General features: G+C 43.2%; 13 protein-coding genes and 1 other annotated feature. Of the genes, 12 read left to right on the top strand and 1 reads right to left on the bottom strand.

The window, feature by feature from the left end; all coding sequences use genetic code 11:
• Position 1 precedes the first annotated feature (1 nt).
• The 8 genes from galT (at position 2) to argS (ending at position 8,734) form a co-directional block, all read left to right on the top strand.
• The gene (gene galT / locus IGI82_RS12120; RefSeq protein WP_438842283.1) at positions 2 to 1,486 is read left to right on the top strand and encodes a UDP-glucose--hexose-1-phosphate uridylyltransferase; all 1,485 of its coding nucleotides are present in this window, start codon (positions 2 to 4) and stop codon (positions 1,484 to 1,486) included.
• 32 nt (positions 1,487 to 1,518) lie between these two features.
• A complete protein-coding gene (locus IGI82_RS12115; protein WP_438842282.1) occupies positions 1,519 to 2,499 on the top strand; it encodes a LacI family DNA-binding transcriptional regulator in 981 nt (326 codons plus the stop codon).
• Positions 2,500 to 2,762: 263 nt separating this feature from the next.
• A complete protein-coding gene (tsaB, locus tag IGI82_RS12110; RefSeq protein ID WP_010749312.1) occupies positions 2,763 to 3,488 on the top strand; it encodes a tRNA (adenosine(37)-N6)-threonylcarbamoyltransferase complex dimerization subunit type 1 TsaB in 726 nt (241 codons plus the stop codon).
• Complete coding sequence (gene rimI / locus IGI82_RS12105) at positions 3,472 to 4,014, top strand: ribosomal protein S18-alanine N-acetyltransferase (protein WP_142968309.1); 543 nt, start codon at positions 3,472 to 3,474, stop codon at positions 4,012 to 4,014. The genes tsaB and rimI (IGI82_RS12105) overlap by 17 nt, the downstream gene beginning before the upstream one ends.
• Positions 4,007 to 4,480 (top strand): ribosomal protein S18-alanine N-acetyltransferase, encoded by a 474-nt coding sequence (gene rimI / locus IGI82_RS12100; protein ID WP_438842281.1) that lies wholly within the window; start codon positions 4,007 to 4,009, stop codon positions 4,478 to 4,480. The genes rimI (IGI82_RS12105) and rimI (IGI82_RS12100) overlap by 8 nt, the downstream gene beginning before the upstream one ends.
• Positions 4,473 to 5,492: a tRNA (adenosine(37)-N6)-threonylcarbamoyltransferase complex transferase subunit TsaD gene (tsaD, locus tag IGI82_RS12095; RefSeq protein ID WP_438842280.1), complete on the top strand. Its 1,020-nt coding sequence runs from the start codon at positions 4,473 to 4,475 to the stop codon at positions 5,490 to 5,492. The genes rimI (IGI82_RS12100) and tsaD overlap by 8 nt, the downstream gene beginning before the upstream one ends.
• Positions 5,493 to 5,628: 136 nt before the next feature.
• Complete coding sequence (gene argF / locus IGI82_RS12090) at positions 5,629 to 6,642, top strand: ornithine carbamoyltransferase (protein WP_438842279.1); 1,014 nt, start codon at positions 5,629 to 5,631, stop codon at positions 6,640 to 6,642.
• 79 nt (positions 6,643 to 6,721) lie between these two features.
• Positions 6,722 to 6,915: a binding site (T-box leader), on the top strand.
• A 127-nt stretch (positions 6,916 to 7,042) separates the two neighbouring features.
• Positions 7,043 to 8,734: an arginine--tRNA ligase gene (gene argS / locus IGI82_RS12085; RefSeq protein WP_438842278.1), complete on the top strand. Its 1,692-nt coding sequence runs from the start codon at positions 7,043 to 7,045 to the stop codon at positions 8,732 to 8,734.
• Positions 8,735 to 8,815: 81 nt separating this feature from the next.
• On the opposite strand, the gene IGI82_RS12080 is transcribed toward argS, so the two are convergent.
• Entirely contained in the window at positions 8,816 to 9,286 is a 471-nt protein-coding gene (locus IGI82_RS12080; protein ID WP_005229424.1) for an arginine repressor, read from the bottom strand.
• Positions 9,287 to 9,588: 302 nt separating this feature from the next.
• Here IGI82_RS12080 and rpsB point away from each other — a divergent pair, with 302 nt between their 5' ends.
• From rpsB to frr, 4 genes are all read left to right on the top strand, one after another.
• Positions 9,589 to 10,377, top strand: a complete 789-nt coding sequence (gene rpsB, locus IGI82_RS12075; protein ID WP_005229426.1) for a 30S ribosomal protein S2 — start codon at positions 9,589 to 9,591, stop codon at positions 10,375 to 10,377.
• 110 nt (positions 10,378 to 10,487) lie between these two features.
• Entirely contained in the window at positions 10,488 to 11,369 is an 882-nt protein-coding gene (gene tsf / locus IGI82_RS12070) for a translation elongation factor Ts (protein WP_005229432.1), read from the top strand.
• Positions 11,370 to 11,516: 147 nt separating this feature from the next.
• On the top strand, positions 11,517 to 12,239 hold the full coding sequence (gene pyrH / locus IGI82_RS12065; RefSeq protein ID WP_005229433.1) for a UMP kinase: 723 nt from the start codon (positions 11,517 to 11,519) through the stop codon (positions 12,237 to 12,239).
• A 1-nt stretch (position 12,240) separates the two neighbouring features.
• Positions 12,241 to 12,798, top strand: a complete 558-nt coding sequence (gene frr / locus IGI82_RS12060) for a ribosome recycling factor (protein WP_005229434.1) — start codon at positions 12,241 to 12,243, stop codon at positions 12,796 to 12,798.
• Positions 12,799 to 12,970 lie beyond the last annotated feature (172 nt).

The raw sequence follows: 12,970 nt of genomic DNA, 5'->3' as shown, positions 1-12,970 counted from the left end.
AATGACGATCAGCCAAACAATCAGCGATTTCGTCACTTTAGCAATCAAGGCTGGCGGCTGGATGGAAATGGATCGTATTTATTTGCAAAACCGAGTACTAGCCATGATCGGGGAAGCTGTTTTTGAGCCCAGCGAAATTCGTTCTGTCGATCGGTCCTCCATTGATTTGATGGACGAGCTGGTGGCATGCGCTTTAAGCAATCAGCAAATTGGCGATTCTCACGCAGAAAGAGAAATCTTTGAAGCACAGTTGATGGACTTTTTGACGCCACCGCCTTCAGTAGTCAATGCTTTTTTTGCGCAGCATTATGCCAATGATCCTAAAGAAGCGACGGATTATTTCTTTGAGCTGTGCCGTCAAAATGATTACATCAAGACTCGGGCCATCGCAAAGAATATCGTGTTCCCAGTTGATACCGAATATGGGGAGATCGAGATCACGATCAATTTATCAAAACCTGAAAAAGATCCCAAGCAAATAGCGAAAGAAGGAGCTGCTGCTTCTGTAGATTATCCGAAATGTCTGTTGTGTTTGGAAAATGAAGGCTACCATGGACGAGTCAATTATCCAGCGCGGACCAACCATCGGATCATCCGTATGAATTTGGATAATGAAGCATGGGGCTTTCAATATTCGCCCTATGCCTACTACAATGAGCATTCGATTTTTCTCTCTTTAGACCATCGTCCTATGAAAATCAATTTGCAAACCTTCGCTCGCTTGTTGCAGATCATTGAAGTGATGCCGCATTATTTTGTCGGGTCCAATGCCGATCTGCCGATCGTTGGGGGTTCGATCTTGTCTCATGACCATTATCAAGGGGGACGGCACACGTTTGCCATGGCAAAAGCGCCGATCGAGCAACACTTTTCTTTAACTGGTTTTCCTGATGTCGCTGCGGGGATCGTGAAGTGGCCAATGTCGGTGATACGACTACAAGCGAAAAACAAACAAAAATTAGCCGCCGCTTGCCAATATGTGTTAGCCCAATGGCAACAGTACTCAGATCCAAGTGTTTCGATCAATGCCTTTTCAGAAGATGGAACGCCTCATCATACGGTGACACCGATCGCACGCAAGCAAGGAGAGCTGTTTGAAATGGACTTAGTCTTGCGGGATAATAATGTTTCCAAAGAACATCCTGACGGCATTTTTCATCCGCATCAAGAAGTGCAGCATATCAAAAAAGAAAATATCGGATTGATTGAAGTCATGGGCTTGGCAGTTTTACCGCCGCGTTTAGCTACGGAACTAGAAGAAGTGACTGCTTATCTATTGGATCAGCCCAATCAGATCGCGGCATACCATATTCCTTGGGCAGATGCGATCAAAGCCCAGCACCCAGAATGCAATGCCGATAACGTGTCGCAGATTTTACGTAATGCATTAGGGGAAGTCTTTACACAAGTATTGACGCATGCAGGTGTCTTCAAGCGAGACCAGACAGGGCAAGCGGCCTTTGCTCGCTTTATAGCTACTTTATAAAAAAGTTCCCCGCAAAAAAAGGAGGCTGGAAGATGGCAACGATCAAAGATATTGCACAACAGGCTGGCGTCTCGCCAGCCACTGTATCACGGGTGCTGAATTACGATTCAGAATTATCGGTCAGTTCTGAAACCAAAGAGAAAATTTTTAAAGCCGCAGAAGCACTCAATTACACAAAACATAAAAAGAAGAGTCAGCCAGAAACCAGTAGTATGCGCTTGATCCAATGGTTTGATACCGAGGAAGAATTAGCGGATCTTTACTACTTAGCGATCCGTATCGGGATTGAAAACAAAACCGAAGAATTAGGGATTCGTTTGCTGAAAGAACCCTACGAAGGATTGACTGATACCGCAGTCGATGGAACGATTGCACTAGGAAAATTCGATGATCACCAGATTCGACAATTGAAAAAAAGCCAAGCCAATTTGTTGATAGTCGATTTTGACGCATTGGCTCAGGGCGTCAATTCTCTGGTAGTGGACTTTCAACAAGCGGTGGATTTAGTGATCGATGACTTTATTGCAAAAGGCCACCAAAGGATCGGCTTGTTATCAGGCGTTGAGTTTACCAAGGATCATCACCAAGAAATCGAAGACCCTCGGCGCCGAATTTTTGAGGAACGGCTCCGTCGGTTGAAGCTGCACCACCCGCAATATCACCTCAGCGCACCGTTTACAGTAGAGGGCGGTTATGAGGCGATGAAAGAGTATTTGCAGCAAAACAAAGAGTTGCCAAGTGCTTTATTTGCTTCCAGTGATGCCTTAGCGATTGGCGCTATGCGTGCTTTGCAAGAAAAAAACATCAAGATTCCTGAGGAGATCGCAATTATCGGCTTCAACGATGTCAGTGTTGCAAAGTACGTCTTTCCGACGCTGTCAACCATCAAAGTTCATACGGAATGGTTGGGGGAGCTGGCAGTGACGACCTTGCTGGATATTATTACGAATGCAGCCCCCGTTCCTCGCAAAGTTACGATCGCAACGGAACTGATCACGCGCCAATCCTCCTAGCAACCAGTTGAATCACCGAAGGATGTCGTTACACACGTCAACTGAGTTTTAATGGAATAACAAAAAATGACTATCGTCTTACCCGAACCTTTAAACAGCCTCGTCGGTTTGCAGCTGCAGCCGTGCTTGCTTTTTTCAAAGGTTCGGGTATTGTTGTCCTATTGCTTTTTTTCTAAACGCAGGCATCTTTTTGGAGACTTGGTTGGGCATTTGATTAGAATATGGTAGAATATGAGAGAGTTTTTTGAATGGGGAGAAGATAGATGAAAACATTAGCGATTGATACCTCAAACCAGACACTGGCGGTTGCGGTGGTCGATGGTCAAGAAGTGTTGGGACAAAGCCAGACGATGGCGATCAAAAACCACAGCACAGCATTGATGCCTGCCATTGATGGATTGATGCAAGCGGTGGGGATGGCACCTAAAGAGCTGGAGCAAATCGTTGTTGCGAAAGGTCCTGGTTCGTATACAGGTTTGCGAATCGGCGTCACAACAGCAAAAACGCTGGCGCAAACATTGAACATCCCGCTGATTGGTGTTTCTAGTTTGAAAGCAGTCGCTGCCAATTGTGTGGGCGTATCGCAAGTGATCGTGCCGTTGTTTGACGCTCGCCGTCAAAATGTCTACGCAGGTGCCTACCAATGGCATAATGGGACCTTAGAAACAAGGATCAAAGACCAGCATATCTCACTGTCTGAATTATTGACCCAGTTAAAAGCAGTCGATGGTCAAGAAGTGCTATTTGTCGGCGCCGATACCATCAAATTTAAAGACATGATCGAGGCGGAACTGCCGACAGCCCATATCAATCAAGTATCGTTATGGAATTACCCGAATGGCGTTGTTTTAGCTGCTATTGCGAAAGAAGAAGCGCCGGTCGCTTCGATCCATGATTTTGTACCAGACTATTTAAAATTAGTTGAAGCCGAAGAAAAATGGTTAGCCTCGCATGAACCGGGAGTGGATGCCTATGTTGAAAAAATTTAAAACGATGACGGGAAAGCTGGCCCTTTTCCGTCAGATTCAATACCCAGAGCGTAAAAAAGAGATACGAGGGGAAATGTACGTTGTTCGTGAATTAGTCGGAGATGACATTAAAGAGCTGCTGCAGGTGGAGCGTCTCGTGTATGCGGGGGAACTGCCTTGGACCAAGAGCGCCTTTTTGTCAGAACTTTATTCACGGGTCAAACATCTTTATTTGGGCATCTTGCATAATGAGCGGATGATTGGGTTTATCGGGGTGCGGATTTTAGGCGCTGATGCCCATATCACCAATATCGCGATCATTCCTGATTATCAAGGAAAAGGGATCGGTTCTTTCTTGCTAGGAGAAATCGAACGTTATGCACGGAAAAACAAATGCGACCGTTTGACATTAGAAGTTCGCCTGGGCAATCGTGATGCGCAACGTTTGTATCGGACCCTCGGGTTTGTTTCACAGGCGATCAAAACGGCGTACTACACCGAAGGCAATGAAGATGCATTGGATATGGTGAAATTTTTAAATGACTAACGAACAAGCAGATCAAACGATCCCGACACCGCAAATGCTCTGGTCATTGGCAGATCAGAGCTATCCCTTTGGCTCGCCTTGGAATGTGCAGCAATTTCAACAAGATTTGCAAAACAGCAACAGTCGCTATTTGTTCCGTTATGGAAAAACCAATCAAGAGCTAATGGGGTTTCTCTGTTTTCAGCAAGTGCTGGATGAAGCAGAGTTGTTTAATGTAGCGGTTTTACCAGCGTATCAAGGTCGTGGTTTGGCGAAAGAATTGTTGGAGCAAATGGAATCGCTCGTGGAACAAACCGATGGTCGGCGCATCTATCTTGAAGTGCGTGTGTCGAATTTGCAAGCACAAGCTCTTTATTTACGTATGGGCTATACAGTCATCGGTCGTAGAAAAAAATATTACAGTCATCCAGAAGAGGATGCGTTGATTATGGAAAAGAAAGTAGGCGGACAAAAATCAAATGAATGAATTGATTTTAGCCATTGAAAGCAGTTGTGATGAAACCAGTGTGGCAGTGATTAAAAACGGCGACACCATTTTAAGTAACATTGTTGCTTCGCAGATCAAGAGCCACCAGCGCTTCGGCGGTGTCGTACCAGAAGTCGCTAGTCGTCACCATGTCGAACAGATTACTTTGTGCATCGACGAAGCATTGACCCAAGCCAACACACAACCAGAAGAATTATCAGCCGTGGCTGTCACCTATGGTCCAGGGTTGGTTGGGGCACTGTTGATTGGGCTTTCTGCAGCGAAAGCCTTTGCGTGGGCCCACAGCTTACCGCTGATTCCGGTCAATCACATGGCAGGACATATTTATGCAGCTCGCCTAGTGAAGCCATTGGTTTTTCCTTTAATGGCATTATTGGTCAGCGGCGGCCACACCGAATTGGTGTATATGGCAGAAGATGGTTCTTTTGAGATCATCGGAGAAACGAGAGATGATGCCGCTGGTGAAGCCTATGACAAAGTTGGTCGAGTTCTCGGTTTGCCTTATCCTAGTGGGAAAGAAATTGATCGCCTTGCACATCTAGGTAGTGATACGTATCACTTTCCTCGAGCAATGATGCAAGAAGATAATTTTGATTTTAGTTTCAGTGGCTTGAAGAGTTCCTTTATCAACTTTGTGCATAATGCACAGCAAAGAGAGGAAGCTTTGTCAGTAGAAAATCTAGCAGCTAGTTTCCAAGCCAGCGTTGTCGAAGTCTTGGTTCACAAAACGTTGCGGGCGTGCCAAGCTTATCCTGTAAACCAGCTGATCGTTGCTGGGGGAGTCGCGGCGAATCAAGGCTTGCGTGACGCTTTACAAAAAGCGATGCAGGAATTGCCGGAAGTGGAATTGTTGATTCCACCGTTGCGTCTTTGCGGAGATAATGCGGCCATGATTGGAGCTTATGCCCATGTTGCGTTGAAAAAGCAACGCTTAGCAGATCTTTCATTGAATGCTGATCCAAGTGTCAGCTTTGCCCATACGATTTCTTAAGATGATTGCACCTAAGATCCGTTCTTAGGTGTTTTTTTTGGTTTCTTTATGAGCAAATAGAAGATTTTGTTGTATTTTATTTCATAATTTGATATTATCATGTATAATTATTAGTTAATTGAAGGGCGGGTATGCAATGACATCGGTTTTTAAAGGACGCAGTTTTTTAGCAGAAAAGGATTTTACAAAAGAAGAACTACAATATTTGATTGATTTTTCCCAGCACTTGAAAGGGATGAAGGCCAACAATCAACCACATCGTTATTTAGATGGCAAAAACATTGCACTTTTGTTTGAAAAGAATTCGACACGGACGCGAGCAGCCTTTACGGTTGCAGCGGTGGATCTGGGGGCACATCCGGAATTTTTAGGGGCCAATGATATTCAGTTGGGGTCTAAAGAATCTGTTGAAGATACCGCCAAAGTATTCGGCCGCATGTTCGACGGGATCGAGTTTCGCGGCTTTAGTCAACAGGTTGTCGAAGATCTGGCCAACTATTCAGGTGTACCTGTTTGGAATGGCTTAACGGATGACTGGCATCCAACGCAAATGATTGCTGACTTTTTAACCATTCAAGAAAACTTTGGTGAGCTGACTGGCTTGACCATCGCATACTGTGGGGATGGGCGCAACAATGTCGCTAATTCTTTATTAGTGACCAGTGCGATTTTAGGGGTCAATATTCATGTCGTCACCCCGAAGGCCTTGCAGCCAGAAGCAACCATCATCGCACAGGCACAAGCCTATGCCAAGCAATCGGGCGCAAAGATTTTGGTGACTGATGATGTGGATCAAGGTGTTCTAGGCGCTGATGTCGTGTATACCGATGTTTGGGTATCAATGGGTGAAGAAGAAAAATTCCAAGAGCGGATTGAACAGCTGCTGCCGTATCAAGTCAACCAATCGTTGATGAAAAAAACACAAAACGATCAAGTGATTTTTATGCATTGTTTGCCAGCATTTCATGATGATCAGACCACCTATGGCAAAAAAGCAGCGCAGGCGTATGGAATTTCTGAGATGGAAGTCACTGATGAGGTCTTTCGCAGTAAGTATGCCCGTCAATTTGATCAAGCCGAAAATCGTTTGCACTCAATCAAAGCGATCATGGCAGTGACTGCTGGAGATTTATTTATTCCTAAAGTATAAAATAATTTTTTTTGAAAATGCCAAAATCTCGCTAGCCAAACAAACATTTCTTTGCTATACTTTCTGGGAAGTAAATAGCCTTGATTTGATGAAACAAGAGAAGTAGCGATTCGAGTATCAGTTAGCGAGTTCGGGGTGGTGGAAGCCGAATTGATCAGATTGTGAAACGCACTTGTGAGAATTTGCCAAGCAAACGGAATTCTGCCGTTATCAGAAAAAAGTGGGTCCGAAAAGGACAATCAGAGTGGTACCGCGGGAAATCTCGTCTCTAGTGCATGTTATGCGCTAGAGGCTTTTTTGTTTTTATCAATCATTTCTTGCATGAAAAACATACAGCTGTTTGCTTGCTTCAAACAACTTTTCATCAAAACATGGGCTCAGTCATTATAGGAGGGATACTATGAATAACAAAGAAATCGTCGCACAAGCCATCCATCAAGTAGTAAAAGAAGATCTATCGATCGAACAAGTTCAGCAATTACTGGAAAATCCAAAGTCAGCTGACCATGGGGATGTGGCATTCCCAGCCTTCTCGCTAGCAAAAGTCTATCGGAAAGCGCCGCAGCAAATTGCCGCAGACTTATCAGAAAAAATCGATCAAGCGTCTTTTGAAAAAATTGAAGTGGTCGGTCCATATTTAAACTTCTTTATGGATAAAAAAGCAATCTCTGCCCACGTCTTAGAGATGGTTCTCAAAGAAAAAAATCATTTTGGCGATCAAACCATCGGCAATCAGCAAGCAGTACCCATCGATATGTCTTCACCCAATATTGCCAAACCCATCTCAATGGGGCATTTGCGTTCCACTGTGATCGGTAACTCGATCGGCTTTATTTTAGAAAAAATCGGTTACCAGCCAATTCGCATCAACCATTTAGGCGACTGGGGCACACAATTTGGGAAATTGATCGTGGCCTATAAAAAATGGGGGTCAGAAGAAGCGGTCAAAGCGGAACCAATCAACGAACTGTTGCGTTTGTATGTTGATTTTCATGAAGCTGCCGAGACAGATAAACAATTAGAAGATGATGCGAGAGCTTGGTTCAAGAAACTAGAAGATGGTGACCAAGAAGCAATGGATTTATGGCAATGGTTCCGTGATGAATCATTAAAAGAATTCAATAAAATCTATGATATGTTGGAAGTTTCCTTTGATTCATTGAATGGCGAAGCTTTCTATAATGATAAAATGACAGAAGTCGTGGAATTATTAGAGGAAAAACACTTGCTGAAAGAAGACCAAGGGGCAGAGATCGTTGATTTGGCTGCGTATGACTTAAATCCAGCCTTGATCCGCAAATCCGATGGTGCGACCCTTTACATCACCCGGGACATGGCTGCTGCATTGTACCGCAAACGGACCTACAATTTTGCCAAATCATTGTACGTGGTAGGAAATGAGCAAAGTTATCACTTCAAGCAGTTAAAAGCTGTTTTGAAGGAAATGGGCTTTGAGTGGGCAGATGATATGACCCACGTACCATTTGGGTTGATCACCAAAGATGGGAAAAAATTATCTACGAGAAAAGGGAAGATCGTTCTTTTAGAAGAAGTATTGAATGAAGCGATCGATTCAGCGAAAGAACAAATCACTGAAAAGAACCCAACCCTTGAAAACAAAGAAGAAGTTGCAAAACAAGTCGGTGTCGGGGCAGTCGTTTTCCACGACTTGAAAAATGACCGTTTGAATAATTTCGACTTTACGCTAGAAGAAGTTGTCCGTTTTGAAGGAGAGACCGGACCCTATGTGCAATATTCTCATGCCCGTGCCATGAGCATTCTTGAAAAAGCCGACTTTGATCCTGCTGCTGTCAGCAGTTTGTCATTGGCAGATACTGAGAGCTGGGAAGTCATCAAACTGATTCAGCGCTACCCAGAAACCGTGCTGCAAGCAGCAGAAAAATATGAACCATCCGTCATTGCTAGACATGCCATCAAATTGGCACAGGCCTTTAATAAGTATTACGCCAATGTGAAAATCTTGGCTGAAGATGCGGAAAAAGACGCACGTCTGGCTCTAGTTTATGCAGTAACGACCTTATTAAAAGAAGATTTACGGTTGCTTGGTTTACATGCACCCGACAAAATGTAACAAAAAAAGCTGTGTCCTTGTTTCGACAAGGACACAGCTTTTTTGTAGTAAAATACAGATAGGTCACATTTGTTCGGTGTCTTATAAGACCGCGTGGTTTCTGATAAATTGATAAAAAGTTTCGGCATCTTCGTCGCTGCGGGAAATCACCGCTACTGTATCAAAGCCCGCCAACGAGCAAACTTTTTCTGGCATAGTCACTTCATCGATCGCAGCCGAAAGCAAAGGCGCATTGTCCGCAACGGTATGGATCAACGTCATAAATTGCACACGATCTACTTTAGTGACAACGTCTTCGATCATCTGTATCAAACGCTGCTCTTCTTCTTTTTCATCTTCTGACGATTGCATTCCTTGAAAAATGACAAACTTCGTCTGACCTGTTTCATCGGGCACTTTCACGATTTTCAAATCACGAATATCGCGAGAGATGGTCGCTTGCGTGGCGGAGACGCCTTGGGCTTCCAATTGCTGCAATAATTCTTCTTGCGTGCGTACAGTATGTTCAGTAATGATTTGTCTAATAAGTAAATGGCGATCAGCTTTTCGCATAGGTAAACTCCTTTAAGCATGATTGATTAAGTCAGCCTTATCATAGCAGATAAAGCCGAAAAAACCTAGATATAATAAGAAAAGAATTAGAACGTTAAAAAAAAGCTGGACCACGAATCGTAGTTTTTCATTTGAATCAGTTGCATTTCTTTTTTAGCTACTGTATACTGTTTAAGGCGTGAGTTTTTCACGTCAATCCCACATCTTGTTCCATCTGCGAAGCGGTGCTGATCGATTCAGTTCTTCAAGGAGTAAAAGAGCAAGAGAGGAAAACAAAAAAACCAAATTGGAGGAAACACAACATGGCAGTAATCTCAATGAAACAATTACTAGAAGCCGGCGTACACTTTGGTCACCAAACTCGTCGCTGGAACCCAAAAATGAAGAAATATATCTTCACAGAAAGAAACGGCATCTACATCATTGATTTGCAAAAAACAGTGAAATTAGTAGACGCAGCTTACGACTACATGAAAAATGTTGCTGAAGAAGGCGGCGTTGCATTGTTCGTAGGTACTAAAAAACAAGCACAAGAAGCAATCAAAGAAGAAGCAATCCGTTCAGGTCAATACTATGTTAACCATCGTTGGTTAGGTGGAACTTTGACAAACTGGGAAACAATCCAAAAACGTGTTGCTCGTTTGAAACAAATCAACAAAATGGAAGAAGATGGCACATTTGCTGTTCTTCCTAAAAAAGAAGTCGTTGGCTTGAACAAAGAGCGCGAACGTCTTGAAAAATTCTTAGGCGGTATCGCTGATATGCCAAGAATTCCAGATGTAATGTACGTTGTTGACCCACGTAAAGAACGTATCGCGATCCAAGAAGCACGCAAATTAAATATCCCGATCGTAGCTATGGTCGATACAAACTGTGATCCAGACGAAATCGATGTTGTTATCCCATCAAATGATGACGCTATTCGTGCCGTTAAATTGATCACTGCGAAAATGGCAGATGCTTTCATCGAAGGTAACCAAGGCGAAGACCAAGTAGCAGAAGAAGATTTTGCTGCTGAATCAACAGAAAACGCAACTTCAATCGAAGAAATCGTTGATGTTGTCGAAGGCGACAACGCATCAGCTGAATAATAAATGATGGAGCTGTTTCAAAGGCTAGGCGCCAAGCCTCACTCTCCTTTGAAACAGCTTTTTTTAAAGACAAGCAATCTTGTTTAAAAACATTTAGGAGGAAACAAAAAATGGCAGAAGTAACAGCTAAATTAGTAAAAGAATTACGCGATATGACTGGTGTAGGAATGATGGACGCAAAACGTGCATTAGTTGAAGTAGAAGGCGACATCGAAAAAGCCGTAGACTTATTACGTGAAAAAGGTATGGCAAAAGCTGCGAAGAAAAACGACCGTATTGCTGCTGAAGGTTTAGCATCTGTAGCGATCAACGGCAACACAGCAGCAATCGTTGAAGTGAACTCAGAAACTGACTTCGTTTCTAAAAACGAAATGTTCCAAGACTTAGTAAAAGAAATCGCTGAAGTAATCGCAGCAAACAAACCAGCTGATATGGATGCTGCTTTAAAATTAGAAACTTCTAAAGGCACAATGGATGCTGCGTTGATCGAAGCAACACAAGTAATCGGAGAAAAAATCAGCTTCCGTCGTTTTGAAGTTGTTGAAAAAGATGACAATGCTGCTTTCGGCGGTTACCTACACATGGGCGGACGTATTGCTGTATTGACTGTTCTTGAAGGAACAACTGACGAATCAGTTGCGAAAGATGTTGCAATGCACGTTGCAGCGATCAACCCTCGCTACGTGAACGAAGCACAAATCTCTCAAGAAGAATTGGATCATGAAAAACAAGTCTTGACAGAACAAGCATTGAACGAAGGCAAACCAGCGAACATCGTTGAAAAAATGGTTGAAGGACGCTTGAAGAAATTTAAAGCAGAAATCGCTTTGGTTGACCAACCATTCGTTAAAGACCCAGATATGACGGTTGAAAAATATGTTGCATCAAAAGGCGCAACTGTGAAATCTTTTGTCCGCTTTGAAGTCGGCGAAGGTATCGAAAAACGCGAAGACAACTTCGTTGAAGAAGTAATGAGCCAAGTGAAAAAATAATTCTGTTCCTTGAACAGATGGGAACGCATGGAAGTGCGCTCCCTTTTTTTAAGCAAAAACGGTTTTTAAAGAAATAGTGTAGATAATTTTCAACGAAAGAGCACCAATATGCTACAATAGTATTGGAGAATGTACGGAGGAATCATGATGGGCAAACCAAAATATCAACGTGTTGTATTAAAATTAAGTGGTGAAGCATTAGCGGGTGACGAAGGCTTTGGGATCAAACCACCGACGATCCAAGAGATCGTTAAAGAGATCAAGGAAGTCCACGAATTAGGCGTACAGATGGCGATCGTGGTCGGCGGCGGAAACATTTGGCGTGGACAAATCGGCGCGCAAATGGGGATGGAAAGAGCACAAGCTGATTACATGGGCATGTTAGCGACTGTGATGAATGCTTTAGCATTACAAGACACGCTAGAAAATGCTGGTGTACCAACGCGTGTCCAAACTTCGATCGAAATGCGTCAAATCGCAGAGCCTTATATTCGTCGCAGAGCAGAACGTCACTTAGAAAAAGGGCGGGTCGTCATTTTTGCAGGCGGAACCGGAAACCCTTATTTCTCAACTGATACGACCGCAGCCTTACGGGCAGCTGAAATCAACGCTGATGTCATTTTGATGGCGAAAAACAATGTTGATGGCGTCTACTCAGCAGATCCTAAAACGGACCAAAGTGCTGTGAAATTTGAAGAATTGACCCATTTAGAAGTCATTTCTAAAGGATTGCAAGTAATGGATTCAACCGCAAGTTCATTAAGTATGGACAACGATATTCCATTAGTCGTATTCAACTTGAATGAGCATGGAAACATTCGCCGCGCCATTTTAGGTGAACATATTGGAACGACAGTAAGGGGGAAATAACATGGCTGACAAAATTTTAACAGAAGCAAAAGACAAAATGAAAAAAGCAGCAGAAAACTTGCAGCGGGAATTAGGACAAATCCGTGCTGGCCGCGCGAACGCGAGCATCTTAGACCGCGTAATGGTTACTTACTATGGTGTACCAACACCCTTGAACCAAATGGCTTCAATTACGATTCCAGAAGCAAGAATTTTGATGATCACACCTTTTGACAAAACAATGATCCAAGAAGTAGAAAAAGCTATCATGCAAAGTGATATTGGTATCACGCCTGCCAATGACGGAACAGTCATTCGTTTGGTGATTCCTCAATTAACGGAAGAACGTCGTAAAGAATTAGCCAAAGACGTGAAAAAAGAAGCTGAAAATGCGAAAATCGCGGTCCGTAACATTCGCCGTGATGCGATGGAAGCTTACAAGAAACAAGAAAAAGCTGGCGATATCACAGAAGATGATTTGCGTGAATCTGAAAAAGAAGTGCAAACTGCTACAGATAACAGCATCAAAGAAATCGATGCGATCGCAGCTGAAAAAGAGCAAGAGCTACTTGAGGTTTAAAAGGAATGACGAAGAGTCGCTTCAGCGGCTCTTTTTTTATGGTCGAAAGTGCCGTATGTACTTGAATATCACGGCTGTTTTTTTGTTTTTTCTTAATATGGAAATCTTTTCTTGGTTTTCATAGGCAAGAAATCTGATTATTGTTATAATGTAAAAGATGAATTTCAAGAAT

Origin of the sequence: Enterococcus sp. AZ067 (assembly GCF_051715005.1) — a bacterium.
GTDB lineage: Bacteria > Bacillota > Bacilli > Lactobacillales > Enterococcaceae > Enterococcus_D > Enterococcus_D casseliflavus.
This window is presented reverse-complemented; position numbering and strand designations above follow the sequence as displayed.

Coding starts and splice junctions, on each gene's coding strand:
- frr (WP_005229434.1), top strand. CDS start 12,241: ATGGCTGACAAAATTTTAACAGAAGCAAAAGACAAAATGAAAAAAGCA.
- tsaB (WP_010749312.1), top strand. CDS start 2,763: ATGAAAACATTAGCGATTGATACCTCAAACCAGACACTGGCGGTTGCG.
- rpsB (WP_005229426.1), top strand. CDS start 9,589: ATGGCAGTAATCTCAATGAAACAATTACTAGAAGCCGGCGTACACTTT.
- galT (WP_438842283.1), top strand. CDS start 2: ATGACGATCAGCCAAACAATCAGCGATTTCGTCACTTTAGCAATCAAG.
- argF (WP_438842279.1), top strand. CDS start 5,629: ATGACATCGGTTTTTAAAGGACGCAGTTTTTTAGCAGAAAAGGATTTT.
- pyrH (WP_005229433.1), top strand. CDS start 11,517: ATGGGCAAACCAAAATATCAACGTGTTGTATTAAAATTAAGTGGTGAA.
- argS (WP_438842278.1), top strand. CDS start 7,043: ATGAATAACAAAGAAATCGTCGCACAAGCCATCCATCAAGTAGTAAAA.
- rimI (WP_438842281.1), top strand. CDS start 4,007: ATGACTAACGAACAAGCAGATCAAACGATCCCGACACCGCAAATGCTC.
- rimI (WP_142968309.1), top strand. CDS start 3,472: ATGTTGAAAAAATTTAAAACGATGACGGGAAAGCTGGCCCTTTTCCGT.
- tsaD (WP_438842280.1), top strand. CDS start 4,473: ATGAATGAATTGATTTTAGCCATTGAAAGCAGTTGTGATGAAACCAGT.
- tsf (WP_005229432.1), top strand. CDS start 10,488: ATGGCAGAAGTAACAGCTAAATTAGTAAAAGAATTACGCGATATGACT.
- IGI82_RS12115 (WP_438842282.1), top strand. CDS start 1,519: ATGGCAACGATCAAAGATATTGCACAACAGGCTGGCGTCTCGCCAGCC.
- IGI82_RS12080 (WP_005229424.1), bottom strand. CDS start 9,286: ATGCGAAAAGCTGATCGCCATTTACTTATTAGACAAATCATTACTGAA.